General features: G+C 32.1%; 22 protein-coding genes and 1 other RNA gene. 16 read left to right on the forward strand and 7 right to left on the reverse strand.

What is annotated here, in order from left to right; translation table 11 throughout:
* Positions 1-40 precede the first annotated feature (40 nt).
* Complete coding sequence (locus tag G8C43_RS09565) at positions 41-1,696, reverse strand: fatty acid--CoA ligase (RefSeq protein WP_166005641.1); 1,656 nt, start codon at positions 1,694-1,696, stop codon at positions 41-43.
* A gap of 353 nt (positions 1,697-2,049) precedes the next feature.
* Here G8C43_RS09565 and G8C43_RS09570 point away from each other — a divergent pair, with 353 nt between their 5' ends.
* Positions 2,050-2,589, forward strand: a complete 540-nt coding sequence (locus G8C43_RS09570; protein ID WP_166005642.1) for a TetR/AcrR family transcriptional regulator — start codon at positions 2,050-2,052, stop codon at positions 2,587-2,589.
* Positions 2,586-3,101 (forward strand): HPP family protein, encoded by a 516-nt coding sequence (locus tag G8C43_RS09575; protein WP_166005643.1) that lies wholly within the window; start codon positions 2,586-2,588, stop codon positions 3,099-3,101. Before G8C43_RS09570 ends, G8C43_RS09575 begins: the two co-directional genes overlap by 4 nt.
* Before the next feature lie 52 nt (positions 3,102-3,153).
* Here the strand turns inward: G8C43_RS09575 and feoB are convergent, their stop codons facing one another.
* Both feoB and G8C43_RS09585 read right to left on the reverse strand, forming a co-directional pair.
* On the reverse strand, positions 3,154-5,184 hold the full coding sequence (gene feoB / locus G8C43_RS09580) for a ferrous iron transport protein B (RefSeq protein WP_166005644.1): 2,031 nt from the start codon (positions 5,182-5,184) through the stop codon (positions 3,154-3,156).
* A 7-nt stretch (positions 5,185-5,191) separates the two neighbouring features.
* Entirely contained in the window at positions 5,192-5,431 is a 240-nt protein-coding gene (locus G8C43_RS09585; protein WP_105296941.1) for a ferrous iron transport protein A, read from the reverse strand.
* Positions 5,432-5,660: 229 nt separating this feature from the next.
* Between G8C43_RS09585 and G8C43_RS09590 the strand changes: the two genes are divergently transcribed.
* From G8C43_RS09590 to G8C43_RS09605, 4 genes are all read left to right on the forward strand, one after another.
* A complete protein-coding gene (locus G8C43_RS09590) occupies positions 5,661-6,899 on the forward strand; it encodes an OmpP1/FadL family transporter (protein ID WP_166005645.1) in 1,239 nt (412 codons plus the stop codon).
* A 10-nt stretch (positions 6,900-6,909) separates the two neighbouring features.
* Positions 6,910-8,325, forward strand: a complete 1,416-nt coding sequence (locus tag G8C43_RS09595) for an SGNH/GDSL hydrolase family protein (RefSeq protein ID WP_166005646.1) — start codon at positions 6,910-6,912, stop codon at positions 8,323-8,325.
* 117 nt (positions 8,326-8,442) lie between these two features.
* Positions 8,443-9,378 carry a ribose-phosphate pyrophosphokinase gene (locus G8C43_RS09600; RefSeq protein ID WP_105296944.1) on the forward strand — a complete coding sequence of 312 codons (936 nt, stop codon included), beginning with the start codon at positions 8,443-8,445 and terminating at the stop codon, positions 9,376-9,378.
* Positions 9,379-9,385: 7 nt separating this feature from the next.
* Positions 9,386-9,967, forward strand: coding sequence for a 50S ribosomal protein L25/general stress protein Ctc (locus G8C43_RS09605; RefSeq protein WP_105296945.1), 582 nt, complete (start codon positions 9,386-9,388; stop codon positions 9,965-9,967).
* Between the two features lie 145 nt (positions 9,968-10,112).
* Here the strand turns inward: G8C43_RS09605 and G8C43_RS09610 are convergent, their stop codons facing one another.
* Positions 10,113-11,141: a lysylphosphatidylglycerol synthase transmembrane domain-containing protein gene (locus tag G8C43_RS09610; RefSeq protein ID WP_166005647.1), complete on the reverse strand. Its 1,029-nt coding sequence runs from the start codon at positions 11,139-11,141 to the stop codon at positions 10,113-10,115.
* A 270-nt stretch (positions 11,142-11,411) separates the two neighbouring features.
* Positions 11,412-12,254, reverse strand: a complete 843-nt coding sequence (gene panC, locus G8C43_RS09615) for a pantoate--beta-alanine ligase (RefSeq protein ID WP_166005648.1) — start codon at positions 12,252-12,254, stop codon at positions 11,412-11,414.
* Positions 12,255-12,358: 104 nt separating this feature from the next.
* On the opposite strand from panC, the gene G8C43_RS09620 reads away from it, so the two are divergent.
* From G8C43_RS09620 to tssD, 5 genes are all read left to right on the forward strand, one after another.
* Positions 12,359-13,168, forward strand: coding sequence for a glycogen/starch synthase (locus G8C43_RS09620; RefSeq protein WP_160543046.1), 810 nt, complete (start codon positions 12,359-12,361; stop codon positions 13,166-13,168).
* Between the two features lie 7 nt (positions 13,169-13,175).
* The gene (locus tag G8C43_RS09625) at positions 13,176-14,690 is read left to right on the forward strand and encodes a DUF4270 family protein (RefSeq protein ID WP_166005649.1); all 1,515 of its coding nucleotides are present in this window, start codon (positions 13,176-13,178) and stop codon (positions 14,688-14,690) included.
* 39 nt (positions 14,691-14,729) lie between these two features.
* Positions 14,730-16,574 (forward strand): glutamine--fructose-6-phosphate transaminase (isomerizing), encoded by a 1,845-nt coding sequence (gene glmS, locus G8C43_RS09630; protein WP_166005650.1) that lies wholly within the window; start codon positions 14,730-14,732, stop codon positions 16,572-16,574.
* Positions 16,575-16,745: 171 nt separating this feature from the next.
* A complete protein-coding gene (gene gpmI / locus G8C43_RS09635; RefSeq protein WP_160568239.1) occupies positions 16,746-18,269 on the forward strand; it encodes a 2,3-bisphosphoglycerate-independent phosphoglycerate mutase in 1,524 nt (507 codons plus the stop codon).
* 249 nt (positions 18,270-18,518) lie between these two features.
* The gene (gene tssD / locus G8C43_RS09640) at positions 18,519-18,914 is read left to right on the forward strand and encodes a type VI secretion system tube protein TssD (protein WP_160543050.1); all 396 of its coding nucleotides are present in this window, start codon (positions 18,519-18,521) and stop codon (positions 18,912-18,914) included.
* A gap of 31 nt (positions 18,915-18,945) precedes the next feature.
* On the opposite strand, the gene rnpB is transcribed toward tssD, so the two are convergent.
* An RNA gene (rnpB, locus tag G8C43_RS09645) (RNase P RNA component class A) lies at positions 18,946-19,258 on the reverse strand.
* 83 nt (positions 19,259-19,341) lie between these two features.
* Here rnpB and truB point away from each other — a divergent pair.
* Complete coding sequence (gene truB, locus G8C43_RS09650; RefSeq protein ID WP_166005651.1) at positions 19,342-20,016, forward strand: tRNA pseudouridine(55) synthase TruB; 675 nt, start codon at positions 19,342-19,344, stop codon at positions 20,014-20,016.
* A gap of 30 nt (positions 20,017-20,046) precedes the next feature.
* Here the strand turns inward: truB and G8C43_RS09655 are convergent, their stop codons facing one another.
* Positions 20,047-20,826, reverse strand: a complete 780-nt coding sequence (locus G8C43_RS09655) for a DeoR/GlpR family DNA-binding transcription regulator (protein ID WP_105296954.1) — start codon at positions 20,824-20,826, stop codon at positions 20,047-20,049.
* A 334-nt stretch (positions 20,827-21,160) separates the two neighbouring features.
* Here G8C43_RS09655 and G8C43_RS09660 point away from each other — a divergent pair, with 334 nt between their 5' ends.
* The 4 genes from G8C43_RS09660 to G8C43_RS09675 all read left to right on the forward strand — a co-directional run bounded on the left by G8C43_RS09660 (position 21,161) and on the right by G8C43_RS09675 (position 25,088).
* Positions 21,161-21,967, forward strand: coding sequence for an MIP/aquaporin family protein (locus tag G8C43_RS09660; protein ID WP_221411568.1), 807 nt, complete (start codon positions 21,161-21,163; stop codon positions 21,965-21,967).
* Positions 21,968-22,032: 65 nt separating this feature from the next.
* The gene (fsa, locus tag G8C43_RS09665) at positions 22,033-22,683 is read left to right on the forward strand and encodes a fructose-6-phosphate aldolase (RefSeq protein WP_166005652.1); all 651 of its coding nucleotides are present in this window, start codon (positions 22,033-22,035) and stop codon (positions 22,681-22,683) included.
* A gap of 51 nt (positions 22,684-22,734) precedes the next feature.
* The gene (locus G8C43_RS09670; RefSeq protein ID WP_166005653.1) at positions 22,735-24,156 is read left to right on the forward strand and encodes a sn-glycerol-1-phosphate dehydrogenase; all 1,422 of its coding nucleotides are present in this window, start codon (positions 22,735-22,737) and stop codon (positions 24,154-24,156) included.
* Between the two features lie 68 nt (positions 24,157-24,224).
* A complete protein-coding gene (locus G8C43_RS09675) occupies positions 24,225-25,088 on the forward strand; it encodes an HAD-IIA family hydrolase (protein WP_166005654.1) in 864 nt (287 codons plus the stop codon).
* The last annotated feature ends 3 nt before the right edge of the window (positions 25,089-25,091 follow it).

A 25,091-nucleotide genomic window follows, 5' to 3' on the forward strand; every position in this document is an offset into this window, starting at 1 on the left:
TAACCTTTTTATTTTACTTAAAAAAATGATTTTTAAACTCTTATAAATTTTCTACAAATTGTTTTCTGATTAGTTTTTTATTTAATTTTCCCACACTGGTTTTGGGGATTTCTGAAACAAATTTTATATTTTGAGGTATAGCCCATTTACTCAATATTCCGGATTCCGTATATTGTTTTAAATAATCTTTTAATTCATCATGAGTTAACGTCATATTCGGTTTTAAAACGATAAATGCACAAGGCTTTTCACTCCATTTTTCGTCCGGAATTCCAATTACGGCGGTTTCAGCCACAGATTCATGTCCGGTAATAATATTTTCTAATTGAACAGAAGAAATCCACTCACCTCCACTTTTGATAATATCTTTTATTCTATCTGTAATATTTATAGAATTATTGGAATTTATGGTAGCTACGTCTCCTGTATGTAAATATTGTTCACTCCATAATTCGTTTCCTCTTTCTTCGTCTTTAAAATAACCTTGAGTTAGCCAGGGCGCTCGAATAATGATTTCCCCTTGTTCTACATCATTATTTTGTACATGGTTTCCTTGTTCATTGATAATTTTTACAGTTGTAAATAGAACAGGCGTTCCGGTTCTGATTCTCATTTCAGATTGTTCATCTATATCTAAATTTTTATATTTAGGATCTATGTGAGTTAATGTTATAATTGGACAAGTTTCGGACATCCCGTATCCTGACATAATATCAATATTTTTTTCCAGAGCATTCTTTGCTAACTTTTTAGTTAAAGAAGCTCCACCAATAATAACCTTCCATCCGTTAAAATCAATATCTTTAGTTTCATTGCTCTCTAAAATCATTTGTAAAATAGTAGGTACACAATGAGAGAAAGTTGGTTTTTCTTTTGTGAAAATATCAATAAATCCGGTTAAATTAAATTTTCCGGGATATATTTGCTTTAATGAAAAGGTGGTTGCAAGATAAGGAAATCCCCATGCATGAACATGAAACATCGGTGTTAACGGTAAATACACATCATTGGAATTTAAACGACATGCAATTGAACCGGAAAATCCAAAACTGGCTGCCGTATTGTAGGTATGAAGCACCAATTGTCTATGGGTAAAATATACGCCTTTAGGATTGCCCGTTGTACCTGTAGTATAAAATGTTGTGGCAACTGCATCTTCATCAAACTCTTCGAATTCATATGAATCAGAAGCTTCAGCCATCAATTGTTCGTATTCTCCGGTAATACTTAAATTTTCAGAAGTTATTATAGTATCATCATCTTTACAAATGATTAAATATTTTAAAGAGGGCATATCTCCTGCAAATTTTTCCAAAATAGGAAGAAAATCTGCGTGAGCAATGATAACTAAATCTTCAGCATGATTAATAGTATAATGAATTTGCTCAGGAGACAATCTCCAATTAATCATATGAAGAACATTTCCGGTCATAGGAATAGCAAAATAAGATTCGAGATATCGATGACTGTCATAATCCATTACGGCAATGGTTTCGCCTCCGTCTATCCCAAGATTTCTTAACATATTGGCATATCGTTGAACTCGTTTTTTGAATTCTCGATAATTATATCTGGAAATATCTTTGTAAATAATTTCATTATCAGGATTTAAAGTAGTACAATAATCATATAATCCTTTAATGAGCAGAGGAGACTTGTGAGCATTTTTTACAGAGTTAATTTTTTTAAATATCATCTTAAATTATTAAATATGCGCTAATTTACAAAATATAATATTTTATGCTAATGGTTTTTATTATAAATCATATTAATGCTGTTTTAATAGTAGAATTATAGCACAATTTCTAATTAATATAAATATTTGAGCTTGTATATAGATATTGCTTGATGAATTAATAATTATAATTAATTTATTGAATTACATATCTGTTTTGTATAAGAGTAATAAAGCGGAGTAACTACATGCGTTATCATTATGCTGGTTTATATATTTTATAAACGTGAGTAAACTTTGTTGGTATTAATGTATTTAATAAAAATATACAGACAAGTATGTCTGTATCTGAAAATTTATTTTATCTTTGTTAAATGGAATTAAAAAATAAGCTCCCCAGAGAAAGAATAGTATACGTAGCATCAAAATTATTTCATCAGCAAGGATACAATGCTACAGGAATCAATGAAATCATTGAAAAAGCCAAGGTTGCAAAAGCCAGTTTTTATCAACATTTTAAATCAAAAGAAAATTTAGCTCTGGAATATTTAGAAGTGCGTCATAAAACCTGGTTTGAAGGATTAAAACATTTTACAGAAGAGAAAACAACCCCAAAAGAAAAAGTACTATCAGCTTTTGATTATTTAGAACAAATGAATGAAAAAGAAAATTTTCGTGGTTGTTGCTTTCTGAACATGCTATCAGAAATACAACCGGATAATGTTCGCATTTTAAGTGTGATACAAAAACATAAAACAGAACTGCAGAATTTTTTTATTGATATAATAGGTGAGGAAAATGACGCCTTCATTATTTATATGTTTTTTGAAGCATGTATGATCGATAGTCAAGTTTATAGAACACAGAAACTTATAGAGAAAACAAAAAATAACGTCAAAAATTTAATGAAATGAATAGTAAAAAATATCTATCAAAATTTATAAGTAGAGAACGAAGTCCTCTTAAAGTTGATTTTAATTTTTCAATTTTATCGGGAATTGGAGGGTGTTTAGCAATTATGTGTATAGCCTTATTAACAAAATCAACCTCAATTCCTTTTATTATGGCACCTTTCGGCGCAACCTGTGTATTGGCATTTGGTGTACCTGAAAGTCCACTGTCTCAACCTAGAAATATTATTGGTGGACATATTTTATCTTCAATTATGGGTTTAATTGTATCGATGGTACTAAAAAATGAATGGTATTCCCTATCACTGGGAGTTGGATTAGCTATATTTGTTATGCAAATAACGAAGACTACTCATCCGCCGGCAGGAGCAGATCCGCTTATTATTATTACCGGAGGAGTAAAGTGGAACTTTTTAATTAATCCGGTTTTATCAGGAGCAATCGTGTTGGTGATTATTGCATTACTATTCAACAATCTGAGCAAAAAAAGAAAATATCCTAAATTTTGGATTTAATTAATTTATGTAGTGATTAAGTTGAAGAAAGTTCGTAAAAAATATTTAAAATTTATTTTAAGAGCTGATAAGCAAGTAAAGCTATTAAATAGGCTATGCCCGTCATAAAAAATAATTGAATGGTCGGCCATCTCCACGAATTTGTTTCTTTTCTAACAACAGCCAAGGTACTGACGCATTGCATGGCAAAAGCATAGAACAATAAAATGGAAATGCCTGTCGCTAAATTAAATGTAGGCTTCATCGTATTGTGGTTAATATCCTTTCTCATTAATTCTTTTAATTTAAGATTTTCACTGCCATCATCTTCCAAACTGTATATGGAAGCAATGGTTCCGACAAAAACTTCTCTGGCTGCAAATGAAGAAAGAATACCAATATCAATTTTCCAGTCATAACCTAAAGGTTTAAAAACCGGTTCAATTATTTTTCCGAAATTTCCTAAATAAGAATTTTCTAAAGGAACATCTGCCAGATAATTTGTTTTACCATTTTCGTCTATCTTTCCAAATTTTCCTAATGCCCAAAGTATGACACTTACAGCAACGATGATTTTACCGGCATTAGCTATAAAGCTCAATGATTTTTCAAATAAACCGTAAAATACATTTCTCCAAAAAGGAACTTTATAATTCGGCATATCCAAAATAAGATAGCTTTTATAGTTAGATTTTATTAATTTGTTGGCAATGGATGCACTTATAAAAACCATTATGACTCCCAATAAGTACATAATCATCATAACAATACCCTGTAAATTAATGATTCCATTTCCTTTAGGGATAACTAAAGCGATGATAATTGAGTATACAGGTAGGCGAGCCGAGCAGGTTATAAATGGTGTAACCAAAATTGTAATTAATCGTTCCTTTGTATTTTCAATATTTCGTGCCGACATTATTGCAGGAATAGCACAAGCGGCACCGGATAATAAAGGAACAACACTTTTTCCGTTCAGTCCAACAGGTCGGAACCAACGATCCATCAAAAATACAACTCTAGCCATATAACCGCTTTCTTCCATAATCAACAGAAAGAAAAATAAAATTGCAATTTGAGGGACAAATACAGCAACTCCACTGATACCGGGAATTATACCTTGCGTAATGAGCTCCGATAGTGGTCCGTTCGGTAAATAGGCTTCGAGAAGTTCACTAGTATTGGCAAATAGAGTTTCAATCCAATCTTGAGGATAGCCTGACAAAAAAAATAAGGCTTGAAAAATTAAAAATAAGATTGAAAAAAATAAAAAATATCCCCAAAAATGATGCGTTGCAATTTTATCGAATTTGTTCGTGAAAGTCTGATAGTTTGGATCTTTATAGACCACTTTTTCTACAAGATCGTCAATTTGGCGATGCCTTAAAATAGTTTCTTTAAGTTGAAGCCTTTTAGGAATCAACTTATACTTATTTATAATTTCCGATACATTTTCACGATACGCACTCGGGATGTTGTTCGTTTTTGTTTGAGCCAAGAAAAGCCAAGCGAGGTAGTCATCAATTTCAAATTTATTGGATAATTCTCTTACCGGTTTTTCAAATTCTTTAGGATATTGAAAAGTTTCGAACGATTCATTGACAAAACCATTATATATAATTTCTTTTAATTCATCAATACCTTTACCTTTTCTGGAACTAACTAATACTACAGGAGTTGGAAAATAATCGGCTAAATTTTTGTCTCGAATTAGAATTCCTTCTTTTTCAATATTGTCAATTTGATTAATAACTAAAATAGTAGGAATTTTTAAATCTTTGATTTGTTCATACAGAAATAGACTTCTTTTCATATTGTGAACATCGGCCACTACTATAATAATATCAGGATAGTAAGGATTATCAGGATTGGCAAGAATTGATAATACCACCTCTTCATCAGCAGAAGAAGGACAAAGACTGTATACCCCGGGAAGGTCAATTAGCCTATAGTCAGTATCTTTATAAGTAAGCTTACCTTCTTTTTTTTCAACGGTAATACCCGGATAATTTCCGGTTTTTTGATGTAATCCGCTTAGTTGATTAAAAAGTGTTGTTTTTCCGGCATTTGGATTTCCTATGAGAGCAATAGTTTTAATACTCATTGTTTTTCTATTGCATTTCTATCAATATACAATCTGCTTCTTCCTTACGCAGCATAACCGTGCTTTTCTCCTTACCGTATTCAATAAAAAGAGGACCGTTCCAAGGAGCTTGACGTTTTAATTTAACAAAAACACCGGGAACTATTCCCATTTCTAAAATCTTAGTGGGTATATCTTCTTCAGAAAATCCTATAACTTTTGCTTGTTGTGCTGGTTTTAAAAATGAAAGGGATTTATGGGTAAGCATGATTTTATAACTAAACACCTTTTTTAATATTCTCTAGCAAATATATGAATTATTTGTATTTAATCTAAATAAAATCAAAAATTATTTAATAGACTAGATACCAAAAGATTCTTAATATAAAACTACCACCAAAACTTAAGGTATATTATCAAATTAAAAATTAAAGAAATAGAAATTTATTAATTTCTTAAAAATCCTATAGTTTTGCTACACTATGACATTTATAATGATGAGAAAAACAGTATTCATGTTCTTTATTATGACATCTATTATAATGCAAGGAGGAGGGTTTAGGGTATCACTTCAAGGAGCTAGACAAGCGGCTATGGCACACACCAGTGCTCATGCCAGAGATGCAAGCGTTGCTTTCTTCAATCCGGCAGGTATATCATTTATACCCTCAAAATTAAGCATTGCAGCGGGAACTTTCATAATAATGGGAAATGCTGATTTTCAAAATAAGCCTACTTTATATAAAACAAAAACAGATAATCCGGTAAGTACGCCTTCTCTGTTTAATATAGCCTATAAAGCCACTGATAAACTATCCGTTGCTTTTAGCTTTACTACTCCTTTCGGAAGCAGCGTCGATTGGGGACAAAATTGGGAAGGTAAAGATTTAATTACTAAAATTACTATTCGGTCGTATTTCTTTCAACCAACAGTAGCCTATCGTCTAAATGATTGGTTTAGCGTGGGTGCCGGATATATATATGCATTAGGAAGCGTTAATCTGCAAAAAGCTATATCATCAATAGACGGAAGAATGAAGCTGGTTGATAAAAATGCAACCGGTAATGGGTATAATGTTGGTATGTATATCAGACCGATTAAAGATTTGGATCTCAGTATAGCCTATCGTTCCAATATCGATATTCATGCGGTCCATGGAAAAGCCCGGTTTTACCTTCCAAAATCATTAGTTGGAAGTGAATCATTTCCTACGGAAAATGACCGATTTAATGCAAAGTTACCCCTAACCTCTGAAATCACACTGGGATTAACCTATAGGCTTTTGCCTCAATGGACGATTTCCACCGATTTGAATATTTCGGGATGGAATAAATACAAAGCTTTGACAATTGATTTCAATCAAAATAAGGTAGGCAATGATCCCAACGATCCAACGATATCCACATCGCCTAAAAATTTACATAACACTCATACATTTAGAGTGGGTTCAGAATATTCCGTATCTGATAAGTTGGATGTTCGTTTAGGATACTACTACGATCCTTCACCGATCAGTAAAGACTATTGGAGTCCGGAAATGCCAAGTACAGATAATAATGCCATAACAGGAGGTATTGGTTATAAATTCTTAAAAGATAAATTAATGCTTGATATGACAGGGATGTATTATGTTGGTAATTCAAGAAAAGTAGTAAATAAATTTTATAATTTCAAAGGAGATGTCAAGATGCATAGCTTTATGTTCGGGCTGGGATTAGCTTGGAATCCTTTTTAAAATATTAGAAATGAGTAAGAATATACTAATGCTTTGGTTAGGAATGTTTATTTTTTTCCTTTCATGCAATAATGACTTTAATGAAGATATACATACGGTATTTAGTTCGGGAGATGCAAATTTTTCTAAATATATAGCCTTAGGAGATTCGTTTACTGCAGGTTTTAGAGATAATGCACTGTATATATCAGGACAAAAGGAATCTTTTCCGTTAATGATTGCCGAGCAAATGAAGCGTTCAGGCTGCCAAAAATTTAATATTCCTTTTATGGCAGATGAATTAGGAGGAATTCCGAGTGCGAAAGTGGATAATAAAAAAATATTGGTAGTAGCCGAGGGTTCTCTTGCTCCGGTTACCAGTAAGGGTGTAGGAACAACTACACTGGCAAATATATATTCAAAAGATGGATATCAAAATATGGGTATACCGGGAGCTAAATCATTTCATTTGCTTGCGGCGGGATATGGAAATCCGACTCATTTAGCTTCCAAAAAATCCAATCCTTATTTTGTACGATTTGCTTCTAAGCCCAATGCAACGGTGGTAGAAGATGTAATGGAACAAAATCCTACCTTTTTTTCTTTATGGATTGGAATTAATGATATTTTAAGCTATGCCACTTCCGGAGGAGATGGATCGGCTGTGATTACAGATATTTCAACTTTTCAGAATGCTTATAGTACATTGGTACAAACACTTACCTCAAATTCGGCAAAAGGAGTGGTAGCTACAATTCCGGACGTTACCGATTTTCCTTTTTTCAATAAAGTTTCGTCCTTACCTTTTAAAGCCAATCAATTTACACCGCAGCAAATAAAAAATTTAAATGCTTCCTATCAAAAGTATAATTCCGGTTTGGATCAAGCAAAAGCAAAAAATATAATTACAGAAGAAGAAGCCGCAAATAGAAAAATTGTTTTTACGGAAGATAAAGCTAATGGCGGAGTAATTATAGATAAGAATTTAACAAATTTAGATGCGATGGGACTTCCTTCTATAAGGATGTCTACCTCAAAAGATTTATTTCTATTGTCATTATCTTCCATTTTAAAAACGGGTGGAGGAACTTCAAAACCTATAGAGGATCAATATGTTTTGACCGATAAGGAGATTCTAACCATCAAAGAAGCAACTCAAGCATTTAATGAGAGCATTGAAACTGTAGCAAAACAGTATAATCTGGCAATCACAGATACAAATTCACTAATTAAAAATTTAAAAACAAAAGAAGGTATTCTTTACAACGGAGTAAGTTATACCAATGAATTTATAACAGGAGGATTTTTTTCATTAGATGGTATACATCCAACCGGAAGAGGGTATGCAATTATAGCTAATGAATTTATTAAAAGTATAAACTTTAAATTTAAATCGAATCTTCCTTCCGTTAATCCTAATCTATATCAAGCAGTTAAGTTTCCTTAAAGATAAAGTAAATATTTAATAAAACTGAACAAATTTTGTTCAGTTTTATTATGGTATGATTAAAAAAATCATAAATTTGCAGTACTCGTTTTCAGAAAATATTTTTAACACATATAAATGATTCAACCAGTCCATATTTTCTCGACTAGAGAAAGTGTTTCTTTAGCAGAAAAAATATCACAAAGTTATGGAATGCCCCTAGGGAAAATGAGTTTCTTTGATTTTAGTGATGGTGAATACCAACCCTGTTTAGAAGAATCGGTAAGAGGTTCAAGAGTCTTTATTATAGGGTCAACATTTCCACCGGCAGATAATTTGATGGAAATGTTGTTAATGATAGATGCAGCCAAAAGAGCATCTGCAGATAAGATAACAGCTGTAATTCCCTATTTTGGTTTAGCGCGTCAAGACAGAAAAGATAAACCTCGTGTTCCGATAGGAGCAAAATTGGTAGCCAATTTATTGACTGCTGCCGGTGCAACGCGTGTTATGACTATGGATTTACATGCTGATCAAATTCAAGGATTTTTCGAAATTCCGGTTGATCATCTATTTGCGTCTGCAATATTTATTAATTATGTTAAATCACTAAATCTAGACAACTTAACCATTGCATCTCCGGATATGGGAGGAGCAAAAAGAGCAAGAACCTATGCGGGATATTTAGATGCTGATGTGGTTATTTGTTATAAGGAAAGGAAAAAAGCCAATAATGTCGATTTTATGACTTTAATCGGAGATGTTAGAGGAAGGAATGTGATTTTAGTAGACGATATGATTGATACTGCAGGGACTTTAACTAAAGCGGCTGATATATTAATGGATGCAGGAGCAACCAGTGTACGAGCCATGGCAACACATGCTATTTTTTCAGGTGCTGCTTATGATAGAATCAACGATTCTAAATTGGAGGAAGTGATTGTAACTGATTCAATTCCTTTAAAAAATACTTTGGTAAGTAAAATAAAAGTGTTATCTTGCGCCCCTTTGTTTGGAGAAGTGATGAACTTGGTACATAACAGAGAATCAATAAGTAAAAAATTTATAATGTAAATATTATATGAAATCAATTACAATTCAAGGAGAAAAAAGAGAAAGCGTAGGTAAAAATTCTTCAAAAGCCTTACGTAATGCTGAAAAAGTTCCTTGTGTTGTTTATGGAGAAAAAAATGTAATCCATTTTTCTACTAAAGAAAGAAGCTTTACTGATTTAGTTTATACTCCTGAAGCACACACAGTTACTTTGGAAATAGATGGAGAAAAAATAGATGCTATTTTGCAAGATCTACAATTTCATCCGGTAACAGATAAGATAATCCATGCTGATTTTTATCAAATAAATCCGGAAAAATATGTTACTATGGAAGTACCTGTGGTAATAACCGGTAGAGCAAAAGGAGTTGTTAGAGGAGGTGTATTACGTGTTAACTTAAGAAAACTTAGAGTTAAAGCCCTTCCTGCAAATTTACCGGATGAGATTGTTATAGATGTAACTTCTCTAGATGTTGGTAATAAATTTGAAGTATCTAAAGTTGAATTAAAAGATTACCAAATATTGCATCCGGCTAATACTGTAATTGCAGCTGTGAAAACATCTAGAAATGTTAAGGCTGCTTCTGCAGATGACGAATCAGAAAACTAATACTCATAAAGTTTTCGAAATTAATTTAGAATCTATAGTATTCTATATAAATCAAAATAAAAGCTGTTCAAAACGAACAGCTTTTTTATTTTTTATATAATATAACTAATTTGTTATAATTAAAAAGTTTATCACTTTTTTAATTTTAAATTATTGTTTTTTCTTTATTCCTTGTGAGCATAATTATTGAAATGATTCCCATTATAATCATTAACACCATTTGTAAACTGTGAGCAAGTATTGCATAAGAATAGCCAATTTCTTTACCTTCATCTAGAGATTTTCCGGATTGTAAATATAAAGCCGAAAACCCGATCATCATTGCAAGGTGAAAAGCACCTATGCCTCCCGAGGCAGGTACTAACATGCCTAAAGTTCCTACAGCTAAAATATAAAAGCCTGTTTGGACAGGTAGAGAAGAAGTTTCTGGCAAGGCAAATACTACAAGATAAGAAGCAAAAAAATAACATATCCATATTCCGAAGGACAATAAAATAAACTTCACTCTTTGTTTTAATTTAAAAACTGAAACTAATCCGTCAATAATTCCTTTTATGAAAAATACTATTTTTTTAATAATTGATAATTGAAGCAATTTTTTTCTGAATACATACATTAGAATACAGCATAATAAAATTACGACAAGTATAGAAATATAAAGTGTGTAATTTTTTTCATCAGGATTATTCGTTTTATTCTTACTTAGTAATTCAAAAAAAGACAGTAATGTTGAATAATTAAAAACTAAAGCTAAAAGAATAAAAAATAACATAAAAAATAAGTCGATAATTCTTTCAGTAACGATTGTCCCAAATGAATTGGTAAAAGGTACTTTTTCAACGGTTTGTAAAGCAGTTGCTCTTCCTATTTCTCCCATTCTTGGAATTCCTAAGTTTAAAAAATACCCAAATGAAAGAGCCCATAAAGCATTCGAATTTTTAATTTTATAGCCCATGGGTTCTAAAAGTAAATTCCATCGGACAGCTCTGATCCAATAAGCCCCTAAACCGAAAATAGCAGCCATGCTTATCCAAAAATAGTTTGCTTTTTTTGCAGTTGATATGGTTTTTTCTATAAAATCACCACCTAAGCTTTTAGAAACTAAAAACATTAGTCCACCGGCAATTATAACAGATATACAAACTGTAAGAATATTTTTTAATTTTTTATTCATGTATTTAATGTGTTATTCAGGCCAAAATAATAATTAATCGTATAATCTCCAAAATCAAAAAACTTAAAAATAGTAAAAATATAAATAGTTGAAAAATTGTAATAATTAAACATAAATATAATAAATTTATATTTAATATATTATAATTTAAATAAATAGTTAGGGTTATAAGATAAATATTATTTAAATAAAGATAAAGTATTTATAATTTAAAAATAAATTCTGTAATAGTTTTTTAATGGTCTGTAATGATATAATTTATTTTGCGCTTTATCTTATTTGAATGTTATCAATCAAACGGATGTCTCCGGCATTGACTGCTATAAAAGCCCTATAGTGTTTAGAGGGGTCAAAAGACTGAGCCGTTTGTAATGATTCTTCTTCAGTTATAGTAAAATATTCCAATTTTAAATCTGAATTGAGATACAATTTTTCAATTTTGCAAATCACATTTTCAGGAGCATAATGGGATGATAATTCTTTAGCTTTAAGTAATGATTGATATATAAATAATGATTTTTTCTTAAATTCCTCAGTAAGCCTCATATTACGCGAACTCATAGCTAAACCGTTGGATTCACGAATAATTGGCATTCCTAAAATTTCGACAGGCAATTGTAAAGTTTTGACCATTTGGCGGATAATTTGTAACTGTTGAAAATCCTTTTCACCAAAATAGGCTTTGGTAGGCTGAACTTGTAATAACAAACGCTTTACAACCGTTGCCATTCCTTGGAAATGACCCGGGCGAAAAGCTCCTTCCATAACAACATCCAATCCATTCATATCTATTGATTCACATTCCAACCCATTTGGGTATAAATCTTCAACGCTTGGTAAATATAATGCGTCGCAACCGACACTTTCCAATTTTGCAATGTCTGCTTCTTCCGTGCGAGGGTATTTAATCAAATCCGCATGATTATTAAATTGCGTAGGATTTACAAAAATGCTGCCTATAGTATATTGATTATCTTCAATAGCTTTTTTAAAAAGAGAAAGGTGGCCTTCGTGAAGTGCACCCATAGTAGGAACAAATCCTAAAGTTAATTTTTTAGCGTGGATATATTGAATGAAATCAAATAATTCATTTCTGGTTTTTAATAATAACATACTTTAGATTTAAATGACGAATGTCATGGTTTAAAATGCAAACTTACTACAGTTTGATTAATTTTTTGTAACTTTGTTAAATTATAATCAGCCTTCAATTTATAATGAGTTCAAAAAGAATACTTCACGTTACTTCAGAATTAGTACCATACTTTGACGAAAATCCGATTTCATCAGGAGTTTACAATTTAGCCAAACAAATGTTTGCACAAGGAAATGATGTTAGAATCTTTATGCCTAGATTCGGGCAAATAAATGAAAGAAGATTTCAGCTTCACGAGGTAATCAGGCTATCAGGTATGAATTTGATTATAAATGACCTTGATCAGCCATTGGTTATTAAAGTAGCTTCACTTCCGGGAGAAAGGATGCAAGTTTATTTCATTGAAAATCATGAATATTTCAAAAGAAAATCTCCCTATAAAGATGAAGCAAATGAATGGTTTGAAGATAATGATGAAAGGGCTGTTTTCTTTACCAAAGGTGTTTTAGAAACAATAAAAAAATTAAATTGGATACCCGATATCATTCATTTACATGGATGGATGGCCAGCTTTTTACCAATTTATTTGAAAACTAATTATGCTAATGATGCATTCTTCAGTGATATAAAAGTGATCACATCGGTTTATAACCAAGGAAGTAACGGGATTTTCAGCAATAATCTTAAAGATATTTTGGAATTTGATAATATAGATACAAGTAAATTAAATTACTTAACTGATAACAAATACGTAAGTATTATCAAAGAAGCCATGAAAGGATCCGACACTATTGTAAAAGGCGAAGAAGTTTTAATTGACGAATTGGAAGACATGTTTAAACAATCAAGCAATCCTAAATTTGATTTTATTCAAAATGAAGATGTCAAAGAAATTTATCACGTCACCAGCGAAATAAAGATCCAAGAGTAAAACAACTATGAAAATATTTAAGTCTCAAGTAAAGTTATTAGCTCTAACTTTACTTTCAACCTTTTTTTTATTAAGTTGTGAAAATGATACAACAGATATTGGAGCTAATCTAATACCTGATAAATTAGAAGGAAATAAAACATTTGTTGATCTGGTTGCGTATAATATCTCTAACAACGATACTATTCGAGCAGATTATAACACTCTAGGAAGTGGATTGATCGGTATTTATGAAGATAATACTTTTGGGAAATCAAAAGCCTCTTTTAATATTCAAGTAAGACTAAGTACAGCCGATGAAATCAAAGGGACTATCCAGCAAGTCGATTCTGTTGTGTTAAGCCTCAATCCGGCGTTCAATTCCTCTTCTTACAAAGAAAAGAAAATCATTTTAAATCCCGGAAGTACCAGTGGTGTCGATACGATAAAATACGTTAAAAAATATACATTAGCTTCCTATTTAGGTAAAGCAGGTAATTCCATGGAAGTTAATGTAAATAGGATTAATACATTTTTGGAATCAACCTCTTCTAAGTTTTATTCCAATAAAACAGTTGATGTTGGCGATAAATTAGGAACTGCACTATTAGGGGATTCACTGACCAGTATATCGGTAAAAACAAGTGATGGAAAAGTTATTTCAGAACCTACTGCTGCCGGATATAGAATAAAATTAGATCCCGATTATTTCTACCAATATTTTTTCAGTAAAAAAGGAAGTGCAAATATTAGTGATAATTCACGATTTATTCAGTATTTTAAAGGAATTAAAATACAACCGGTCGATGAAAATTCTAAATTCATGTTCAATTTCCCGGTAAGCAAAATGACCTTAATTGCTTATTATAGATATAAAGATCAATCATCAGATAATTTTACACCTGCAACTTATTCATTTACCATGAATTCGGCCTATAATTCAATGGTAGGAGAATATAACTTTTATAATCGTAATACTGCCAGTTCCCAATTTAAGCAGCAAATGCAGAATCCGGATAAGCTGTCAGGTGAATCCATTTTATTTTTACAAGGTATGGGAGGGCCTTCCATTCATCTTAAATTAGATGATTCACAATTAGAAGCAATAAAAGATTCGGTACAAAATCACAATTGGGCTATTACGGGAGCAAAATTGAAATTTTATCTTACAGAAAATGTACAGTCAAAACCTGATTATATATACGGATATAATTATACACAAAAGAAGTTTTTGCCTGATTTAACTTTTTATTCCGGTTTAGCGGGTTATTTCTTTAATCCAAAGTACGATTTTGAAACTAATCCCCAATATTATACACTGAACGTTACCAAACAAATCAAAGATATCGTAGAAAAAAATAAACCTAATGATGAAATACTTGTAGAAATGGGTAATTTTATAACCCGTTCTACCAACAGTAATGAATATTTAGGATATTCAAAGACGACAAGAGCTTATGAACCTTTCCGATTAACTTTTTATGGTAATAAAAATTCAGGAGATAAAAAGTTAAGATTAGAAATACTTTATACTAAAAATTAAATATATATTTAATATAGAAAAATATAAAAACATTAAATTATGTGTGGAATAACTGGATATATTGGAAATAAAAAAGCCTTACCCATCATATTAAACGGTTTAAAAAGGTTAGAATATAGAGGTTATGATAGTGCGGGCATAGTTTTAAATGAAAACGGAGCCTTTGAATTAAGAAAAACAAAAGGTTCAGTATCCGATTTAATAGCTAAATGTAAAGATTTAAACTCAGAAGCAACCGTAGGAATAGGCCATACAAGATGGGCTACCCATGGAGTTCCCAGTGATATAAATGCACACCCTCATATATCAAATAACGGAAAATTAGCAATTATTCACAACGGTATTATTGAGAATTATGGAACTTTAAAAATAATGCTTACCTCTAAAGGATATACATTTAAAAGTGAAACCGATACAGAAGTATTAGTGAACTTGATACAGTATATGCAAGAGACACAAAACGTAGATTTATCAACAGCTGTCAGATATGCTTTAAATGAAGTTGTAGGTGCTTATTCCATAGCAGTTATGGAAGTAGATAAACCGCAAGAAATCGTAGTAGCAAGATTAAGTAGTCCTTTAGCAATAGGAATAGGTGAAAATGAATATTTCATAGCTTCAGATGCCTCTCCTTTCATTGAGTTTACCAATGAGGTTGTTTATCTTGAAGACGGAGAAATGGCGACCATAACTCTAAAAGGAGTAGATGTATATAAAATAAAAGATAATTCTAAAGTAAATCCCCAAATTCATGAACTAAAAACAAGTTTAGAGAAGATTGAAAAAGGAGGTTATGAACATTTCATGCTAAAAGAAATCCACGAACAACCCCGATCTATTATGGATACCATGCGTGGAAGGCTATTAGTAGATGAAGACATAATTCAAATGGCGGGAATATGGGATTATCAAGAAAAATTTTTAAATGCAGAAAGAATAATAATTATTTCATGTGGAACTTCTTGGCATGCCGGTTTGGTTGGAGAATATCTTATTGAAGATTTAGCCAGAATACCGGTTGAAGTAGAATATGCCTCTGAGTTTAGATACAGAAATCCGATAATAACAGATAAAGATATCGTTATTGCAATATCTCAATCAGGAGAAACAGCAGATTCAATTGCTGCATTAAAATTAGCAAAAGAAAAAGGGGCATTCATCTACGGTATTTGTAATGTTATCGACTCTTCAATAGCACGTTTAACTGATGCCGGTTCTTATACTCATGCAGGTCCGGAAATTGGTGTTGCTTCCACCAAAGCATTTACTGCTCAACTTGCCCTATTGGCAATGATAGCACTTAAATTAGCTAAACACAAAGGTACCATAAGTAAAGAGCGATTCAACAGTCTAATCATTGAGTTGGAAACTATACCGGAAAGGGTAGCAGAAGTGATCAAAAATACAGAAAATCAAATTAAAAAGATTGCAGAGCAATACGTTGGAGCAGGAAACTTCTTATATTTAGGTAGAGGTTATAATTATCCTATCGCCTTAGAAGGTGCTTTAAAATTAAAAGAAATATCTTATATCCATGCAGAAGGATATCCGGCAGCAGAAATGAAACACGGGCCTATAGCTTTAATTGATGAAAATATGCCGGTTGTTGTCATTGCACCTAAAAAAGGATATTATGAAAAGATTGTAAGTAATATACAGGAAATTAATTCAAGAAAAGGAAAAGTAATTGCAATTGTTACCCAAGGCGATACCGTAGTTAAAGATATGGTAACCGAATCCATTGAAATTCCTGATGTTTCAGAATGCTTTACACCGCTATTATCCGTTATACCTTTACAATTGTTAGCGTATTACATAGCTGTATTGCGAGGGGTTAATGTAGATCAGCCTAGAAATTTAGCAAAATCTGTTACCGTTGAATAAACACTAGATCATGAATTATTAAATATATAAAAGACTTGATTACCAAGTCTTTTTTTATTAGAAAAAAGAATGGATTATCAATATATATTCAACAAAAATCATAAAAATTCAGTAACTTTAAAATTAAAAATACGCATAAAAATAGATTAATTTTACAAAAAATAATAAATTATGAATAAAAAAGTAATCTTAATGATTCTGGATGGATGGGGAATAGCCACAGATAAAAGTGTATCTGCTATTGACCATGCTCATACACCTTTTATGGACAGCTGTTTTCAAAAATATTCCAATACCACTTTAGTAACTTATGGATTGGATGTTGGATTACCTAAAGGTCAAATGGGAAATTCAGAAGTTGGGCATATGAATTTAGGTGCAGGAAGAGTGGTTTATCAAAATTTGACGAAGATTAATTTAGCCGTAGAAAACGGAACCTTAGGAAATGAAGAAGAATTAAAAAAAGCATTTGAGTATGCTAAACAAAATAATAAACCGGTACACTTCATCGGGTTAGTATCCAACGGAGGTGTTCACTCTCATATAAGCCATTTAAAAGCACTAGTAGAAGCGGCAAACTCTTCGAATGTACCTAATGTTTTTGTACACGCTTTTACCGATGGGAGAGATTGCGATCCTCAAAGTGGTAAAGGTTTTATAAAAGATACGATCGAATTTTGCAAAGATAACAATGCAAAATTAGCTTCTATTGTAGGCAGATACTATGCTATGGATAGAGACAAACGTTGGGAAAGAGTTAAAATAGCATATGATGTAATGGTAAATGCTGAAGGAAATAAAACAGAAGATCCTTTACAAGCTATACAACAATCTTATGAAGACGGAATTACCGATGAGTTTCTTATGCCTATCGTTGTAACTGAAAATAACAATCCGGTAGCCAAAATACAAGAAGGAGATGTGGTGATCTGTTTTAATTTCCGTACCGACAGACCGAGAGAAATAGTAGATGTTTTATCTCAACATGACCATCCGGAAGTTGGAATTAAAAAATTGGATTTATATTTCGTTACTATGACGGAATATGATGAAACATTCAAAAACATTCATGTCATATTCAAAGAAGATACGATTAAAAATACAATCGGTGAAGTGATAGCAAATGCAGCTTTAAAACAAATCAGAATTGCCGAAACCGAAAAGTATCCACATGTGACATTCTTTTTTTCAGGAGGAGAAGAAAAAGTATTTGAAAATGAAAAAAGAATTTTAGCCCCATCTCCTAAAGATGTGCCAACATATGATTTAAAACCACAAATGGCTGCATATGATATAAGAGATGCTATTATTCCTGAATTAGAAAAAAAAGAAGTGGATTTTGTATGTCTCAATTTTGCCAATGCGGATATGGTAGGACATACCGGAGTATTTGAAGCAGCAGTTAAAGCAGCAGAAGTAGTAGATGAATGTGCCGGAGATATTTGTAAAGCAGCGTTAGAAAATGGATATACAACTCTGATTATTGCAGATCACGGAAATTCTGACAAAATGAAGAACGAAGACGGCTCACCTAATACTCAACATACTACTAATTTAGTACCTTTAATTGTAGTTGATAATCAAAAATACAATTTAAAACAAGGTAAATTGGGAGATATAGCACCTACTATTCTAACATTAATGGGCTTACCGATTCCTTCAGAAATGACAGGAAATGTTTTAATTGAGAAATAATTAGGAAAAATTTAAATTATAAAAAAAAGAGATATTTATAATATCTCTTTTTTTTATTGTTATAAATAGAAGCTAAAATATAGAACAGTATGAGAATTAATTTCCGTTTATTTTTATTATATAGAGATAAAGTTTATCAAAATAGGGCTATTTATTTTTAACAAGCATTTAACTAATGGAAAAATACTATCTACTTTCAAATACGTAAATTTGTAAAATTTGAAAAATTCACTAAAAATCATTATTATTATGTCATTTAGAGCACGATTAGAGGTAGCCGGAAGAAAATATAATATTATCAATGTAAATTATTCATTAGCGCAAGAAACAGATCCAACCGGGCGACCATCAGCACAAATTAGAGGAGGAAGAATTGAGATAACTTTAAGATCAACTAATGAAACTCGTTTTTTTGAATGGATGACTAATAGCTATGAAAAGAAAAATGGCAAAGTAGTCTTTACAAAAAAGGATTCTAACACCCCTTTAAAAGAATTAAATTTTACAGACGGTTATGTAGTAAAATATAAAGAAAAATTTGATTCCTTAGGATTAGGTAGATCCTCGATTACTGAAACATTTACCATATCAGCAAAGGCTATAAGTATGGGATTAGGAGAACATGTTAATGAATGGATAGGATAAAATCCATGCTTATTTTATACATATACAAATAAAAAAAAGCAAATCAATAAGCCGGATTTTGTCATTTTCATTACTGAAAAGCCTTGTTATTTATCTAGAATAAGAATTACTCCTTATTTCAATCTGCTTACCCCCCGGCATCGGACGGATAGCCCTTATAAATCCGGTATACATAGCATTGCACCTCACAGAGTTTACCTGATTTCACTACAGCCGAACTGTACTTCCTTTCTGTTGCACTGGTCCTCATCTTACGATGGACGGGCATTACCCGCTGCGATATCCTTTGGTGTCCGGACTTTCCTCTTCTATAAAAAATAGAAGCAACAAGGTTGATTTGCTTTTTGCAAAATTACGATATTTTTCAATATTCAAAAATGGACTTAAAATATTAGTTGTTTATATTTGCTTTTAAATTTAGGAATGAATGAATTTAGATGAATTACTGGAAGGTAAAGTATTTTTAATAGATAAGCCGTTAGATTGGACTTCATTTGATATAGTAAATAAAATTAAATGGAAAATAAAAAAGCAATTTAATTTAAAGAAAATCAAAGTAGGTCATGCGGGAACATTAGATCCCAAAGCAACCGGTTTATTAATTGTATGCGTTGGTAAAGCAACCAAACAAATTCAGCAAATTCAAGATGCATCCAAGATCTATTCCGGAGAAATTAAATTAGGAGTAGAAACTCCTTCCTATGATTTAGAAACAGAGGAATGTAACCCTAAAGAATACAATCATTTACAAATTAAAGATATTGAAGAGGCAGTACAGGATTTCATAGGGGAATCCATTAGTCAAAAACCTCCGGTATTTTCCGCCGTAAAAAAAGATGGGAAAAGATTGTATGAATTTGCAAGGAAAGGAATAGCTATTGAAGTTCCTTCTCGTGAAATTTCCATATACGATTTTAAAATCACTAACATTAATCTGCCTTATGTGGAATTTTTAGTCCATTGCAGTAAAGGGACCTATATCCGTTCATTAGCTCACGATTTTGGACAAAGCTTAGGAGTTGGAGGGTATTTGACTAAATTGAGAAGGGAGAAAATTGGAGATTATGATGTCAAAGATTCAGATAATTCCATAATATCCTAACCTAATTTTTGATAGTAAAGCCGGTTTATTTTATCGTGCAATAACGACTTCAATACCTAAATCTTCGAATCTTTCAACGTCTCTTTTTTTAATGCCTTCATCGGTAATTAAGACATGTATTTTATCTAAATCAGTTATTTTACCAAATCCCCTTTTACTAATTTTGGTAGAATCTGCTAAAACAATAACCTTTTCGGAATTTTGAATCATCAATTGATTCATTTTAGCCTCCATAGTACTTGAAGTAGAAAGTCCAAAATCAAAATCGACTCCATCGCCGCCAATAAAAAGTTTACTGCAAGAATAATTACTGATCATTAATTCAGCATAAGGACCCATAACAGACCCTGACTTAGTTCGAACGTCTCCTCCCAGTTGTATTACATCAAAATTTGGATTACCATATAATAGCATAGCTGATTTTAAAGAAGAGGTAAGAATGGTTAACTTAGTATAATTATTTTCAATTACCTGAGCAACCATCTGTGTGGTAGTTCCTGATGAAATCGTAATAAAATCATTATCTTCAATAAAATTAAGAGCCGCTTTGGCTATTTTCGATTTCTCTTCAACCTGTAGCGTTTCCTTTTTATTAACATGTCTTTCCTTAACAATAAAAGATTCTCGAGTTGCTCCGCCGTGGGTTCTGTATAATTTACCGATTTTCTCCAGATGAGTCAAATCTTTTCTAATGGTAACGGCAGACACATTTAATTTTTTACATAATTCAGTTACAGAAACATAATGATTGAAATTTAATTCTTCTAAAATTTCCTGTTGTCTTATATTATTTATGTTATTGTTCTTCATAGGTAGATATATAATGACATGGATGAAATTAAATGTAATACTTTATGATTCAAATTTACGAAAATATTTGAATTGTCAGAAGAATGTAACATAATTAGTTTCGATATTGAAAATAATTAAATTAATATATAAATAATTGTCAATCAATAACAAAGATAATAAATTAATTCTATTTAATCTATTTTTATACTAAAATTATTTTAATATTTATAAAAAAAAATTTTGTTTTATTATTGTTTAGTTTCGATTTAGTAAATACATTTGTTACGTTTTAATTATATAAAACACAAAGCTCAAAAAAATAAAATTATAAATCAAAACTAAATCAAAGATTATGGATTCAGTCATTGCAATAAAATTTATAGGAGAATTACTAGGTTCTTTTTCATTAATTGCCTTAGGATGTGGGATAAGTATGAATCTTACCTTGGACAAATCATACGGAGAAGGTAATAAGGCTGCATTAAGCGGGCCACTTGGCTGGGGTTTTGCTGTAGCTATGTCGGTAATTATTTCTTCTCCATTTGATACGGGTGGGCATTTCAATCCGGCAGTTACCATAGCACAATGGGCCGCAGGAGTTTTAGATCCCAAATTTGTTCTTCCGTATATAACAGCGCAATTTATCGGTTGTTTTTTAGGGGCTCTGCTTGTTTCATTTGTATATAGAGGTCATTTAACTGCTACATCTTCAGATTCAAGTAAACTTTTAAGCGTTTTTGCAACCAATGCATCTATTAGAAAAAATAACTCAATTCAGAATTTCTCGGCTGAAGCAATAGGTACTTTTTTCTTAGTATTTATAGGACTATCCATGAGTGCCAATCATGGAGGAGTAATTATTGAAAATTCAACAGGTATTCCTCAATTTACTCATTCGATGGTAGGATTTGGATCTTTAGGAGCATTACCTGCCGGATTTATGATATTTGCAATCGGTATGGCTTACGGAGGGGTTACCGGATGGTCTTTAAACCCTGCCAGAGATCTAATGCCTAGATTAGTTCATCAAATCCTCCCTTTAAAAGGCAAAGGAGATAGTGATTGGGGATATGGAATTGTGTACGCTTCCATTGCTCCAATAGTAGGGGGATTACTTGCTGCAGGACTATACGTATTAGTTAAAGGTTATTTTAATTAAAATAAAAACCGGACAATATGTTTTAAAACAATCAAATCAATTATAAAACCATAAAAAATAAAAAAATGAAATTTTTCATTGATACAGCAGATTTAGAGCAAATTAAAAAAGCTCAGGATCTAGGAGTTCTTGATGGAGTTACCACAAATCCCTCCATTATGGCAAAAGTTGGAATAACAGGAAAGGACAGCATATATGCTCATTATAAAGCAATATGTGAAATCGTAAATGGAGATGTAAGTGCAGAAGTACTTTCAACCGATTACGAAGGAATCATTAAAGAAGGAAAAGAATTAGCAGAAATTGATAAGCAAATAACTGTTAAAGTTCCTATGATCCATGATGGGATAAGAGCCATTAAATATTTTTCAAATAAAGGAATTAAAACTAATTGTACCTTAGTTTTCTCACCCGGTCAGGCACTTCTTGCGGCAAAAGCAGGAGCTACCTATGTATCTCCCTTTATAGGAAGATTAGATGATATATCAACAGACGGTTTAAACCTGATATCTGAAATAAGAGAAATATACGATAACTACGGTTATTCTACCCAAATACTAGCCGCATCCATACGATCTTCCATGCACATTATCAATTGTGCGAAAATAGGAGCTGATGTAATTACTTCTCCTTTAGCTCCCATACTTGATTTACTAAAACACCCATTAACCGATATTGGATTAGCCAAGTTTTTAGAAGACTCTAAAAAACTTTAAACTTAAATAAGAGACCATATCAATCACAAACCACAAAAAATAAAAAATAAAATGTCTAAAGAAAGCATTAAATCAGCTTTAAAACAAGCTACTGAAACAAAGTTTCTAGAAATAGAATCCAATATCTTAAAGGATGTACCGCAAATATTTAAGGAACAATTTCCCGGAAAAAAAGCAATTATTATAGCAGATCCTAATACCTATAGAGTAGCAGGAAAAAAAGTTCATGAGGCATTACAAAAAGCCGGATTGGAAGGAGAAGAACCGTATATTTTAGATGATCCTAATTTATATGCAGATTATATATTTGTAGAGAAAATAAGAGATTATTTAAAAGATAAAGACGTAACACCTATTGCGGTTGGTTCAGGAGTTATAAACGATCTTACGAAACGAGCAAGTTCCGAACTAAAACGACCGTATATGTGTGTTGCTACTGCTGCATCCATGGATGGATATTCTTCGGCAGGAGCATCCATAACCAACAAAGGAGCAAAAATCACTCATGCCTGTGAAGCACCTAAAGCTTTAGTAGCTGATATTGATATTATTGCTGCTGCTCCCCCTTTGATGACCGCTTCCGGATATGCCGATTTATATGCTAAAGTAGTATCCGGAGCAGATTGGATTTTAGCTGCAGAATTAGCCGATCCCAATCATCCTAAAAAAGGTATTGAGCCCATGACTAGTGCATGGAATATAGTACAAGATGGACTGGCTGAGGCATTGCAAGATCCGGCAGGAGCAAAAAATGGAAATCCAAAAGCTATTGAATTATTAACAGAAGGATTAATGCTAGGCGGTTTCGCCATGCAATCCATGGAATCATGGGGGGCAGGAGTAAGCCGTCCGGCATCCGGTTCAGAACATCAATTCAGCCATCTTTGGGATATGGAGCATCACACATTCAAAGGAGAAATGGCTAAAAAATTCGGTTTATATCCTAATCAAGATGAACAAGCTCCATCGCATGGATTTAAAGTAGGTATTGGTACATTAGCAATTACCGCTTTGTATGAAGTAATGTTAAAAGAATCTATAGACAGGCTTGATGTTGAAGCGGCAGTTGAAAAATGGCCGACCCTGGAAGCTCAATTAAAAGAGATAGACGAAATGTTTGCAGGGACTGAAATACATCCCTTTGCTGTGGCCCAAACTACAGATAAATACGTTACCAAAGAGGAATTAAGGGAGCAGTTAAATAAAATTAAAAAGAATTGGCCGCAATTAAAAGAAAAACTAAGAAATCAAGTTATACCTTTTGAGGAAACAAAAAAACGATTGGAAGCCGTAGGAGCACCTGTTGAACCGGAAGAAATCGGTATTACCAGAAAAAGACTCAAAGATAGTTTTTACAGAGCACATAAAATCCGAAGCAGATATACAATTTTAGACTTTGCTTACAGAGCAGGATATTTTGATCAATGGATTGAAGAATTATTCAGCGAAAAAGGAGCATTAAAAGGAAAATAAATTAAAAGGATATTCATGTAATAGAAAAATTACATGTTCATCCTTTATATCTTTTAAATATAAATTGTATGAATAATTATATCACAGATATAAAAAAGACTTCAAATGTTCTTTTAGAAAAAGTAAAAAAGCTGAAGCATGTAGCTCTTGATATGGATGGAACTATTTACAATGGCTCAACCCTATTCCCCTATACAGTAAGCTTTTTAAATCAGCTTAAAAGATTAGGCATAAGCTATTCATTTCTTACCAATAATCCGTCTAAAAGTATTTCAGACTACCTGCAAAAATTAGAAGGATTAGGAATTGATGCTTCAGAAGAAGAAATGTACTCATCCGCAGTAGCAACCATAGATTATTTAAAAGCCAAACATCCCCAAATAAAAAAATTATTCATATTGGGAACCCCCAGTATGATTAAACAATTTAATAAGGCAGGATATATATCTACTGAAGACTCGGCACAAGATGAGCCCGATGCGTTAATTGTTGCTTTTGATATGACTTTAAATTATGAAAGATTATGCAGAGCAGCTTGGTGGGCAAAAGAAGGAAAAATTTATATAGCAACCAATCCCGATAAAGTTTGTCCGACCGACAAACCGGTAGTTTTAGTTGATTGTGCTTCTATATGTTCATCTATAGAAACCGCTACGGGAAGAAAACCGGATATTGTGTTGGGTAAACCACAAAAAGAAATGTTAGACGGAATATTGTCAGCGAAAAATTTAGAGCCGGATGAAGTGGCTATGGTAGGAGATCGCATTTACACAGATATGATGATGGCTCATAATGCCGGAGCTTTCGGAGTATTGGTACTAACCGGAGAAGCTACGTTGGAAGATGCAGAAAAAGCTGATCCTGAATTGGATATTGTCTTGCCGAGCATAGAGGTATTAGGCAACCTGATTGAATATTCACATATAAAATAAAGC

The sequence above is a fragment of the Apibacter sp. B2966 genome (assembly GCF_011082485.1).
In the GTDB taxonomy this organism is placed as follows: Bacteria; Bacteroidota; Bacteroidia; order Flavobacteriales; family Weeksellaceae; genus Apibacter.

Coding starts and splice junctions, on each gene's coding strand:
- G8C43_RS09595 (WP_166005646.1), top strand. CDS start 6,910: ATGAGTAAGAATATACTAATGCTTTGGTTAGGAATGTTTATTTTTTTC.
- G8C43_RS09565 (WP_166005641.1), bottom strand. CDS start 1,696: ATGATATTTAAAAAAATTAACTCTGTAAAAAATGCTCACAAGTCTCCT.
- truB (WP_166005651.1), top strand. CDS start 19,342: ATGAATTTAGATGAATTACTGGAAGGTAAAGTATTTTTAATAGATAAG.
- G8C43_RS09675 (WP_166005654.1), top strand. CDS start 24,225: ATGAATAATTATATCACAGATATAAAAAAGACTTCAAATGTTCTTTTA.
- G8C43_RS09620 (WP_160543046.1), top strand. CDS start 12,359: ATGAGTTCAAAAAGAATACTTCACGTTACTTCAGAATTAGTACCATAC.
- tssD (WP_160543050.1), top strand. CDS start 18,519: ATGTCATTTAGAGCACGATTAGAGGTAGCCGGAAGAAAATATAATATT.
- G8C43_RS09585 (WP_105296941.1), bottom strand. CDS start 5,431: ATGCTTACCCATAAATCCCTTTCATTTTTAAAACCAGCACAACAAGCA.
- G8C43_RS09575 (WP_166005643.1), top strand. CDS start 2,586: ATGAATAGTAAAAAATATCTATCAAAATTTATAAGTAGAGAACGAAGT.
- panC (WP_166005648.1), bottom strand. CDS start 12,254: ATGTTATTATTAAAAACCAGAAATGAATTATTTGATTTCATTCAATAT.
- G8C43_RS09610 (WP_166005647.1), bottom strand. CDS start 11,141: ATGAATAAAAAATTAAAAAATATTCTTACAGTTTGTATATCTGTTATA.
- G8C43_RS09625 (WP_166005649.1), top strand. CDS start 13,176: ATGAAAATATTTAAGTCTCAAGTAAAGTTATTAGCTCTAACTTTACTT.
- fsa (WP_166005652.1), top strand. CDS start 22,033: ATGAAATTTTTCATTGATACAGCAGATTTAGAGCAAATTAAAAAAGCT.
- G8C43_RS09570 (WP_166005642.1), top strand. CDS start 2,050: ATGGAATTAAAAAATAAGCTCCCCAGAGAAAGAATAGTATACGTAGCA.
- G8C43_RS09600 (WP_105296944.1), top strand. CDS start 8,443: ATGATTCAACCAGTCCATATTTTCTCGACTAGAGAAAGTGTTTCTTTA.
- glmS (WP_166005650.1), top strand. CDS start 14,730: ATGTGTGGAATAACTGGATATATTGGAAATAAAAAAGCCTTACCCATC.
- gpmI (WP_160568239.1), top strand. CDS start 16,746: ATGAATAAAAAAGTAATCTTAATGATTCTGGATGGATGGGGAATAGCC.
- G8C43_RS09590 (WP_166005645.1), top strand. CDS start 5,661: ATGAGAAAAACAGTATTCATGTTCTTTATTATGACATCTATTATAATG.
- feoB (WP_166005644.1), bottom strand. CDS start 5,184: ATGAGTATTAAAACTATTGCTCTCATAGGAAATCCAAATGCCGGAAAA.
- G8C43_RS09670 (WP_166005653.1), top strand. CDS start 22,735: ATGTCTAAAGAAAGCATTAAATCAGCTTTAAAACAAGCTACTGAAACA.
- G8C43_RS09605 (WP_105296945.1), top strand. CDS start 9,386: ATGAAATCAATTACAATTCAAGGAGAAAAAAGAGAAAGCGTAGGTAAA.
- G8C43_RS09655 (WP_105296954.1), bottom strand. CDS start 20,826: ATGAAGAACAATAACATAAATAATATAAGACAACAGGAAATTTTAGAA.
- G8C43_RS09660 (WP_221411568.1), top strand. CDS start 21,161: ATGGATTCAGTCATTGCAATAAAATTTATAGGAGAATTACTAGGTTCT.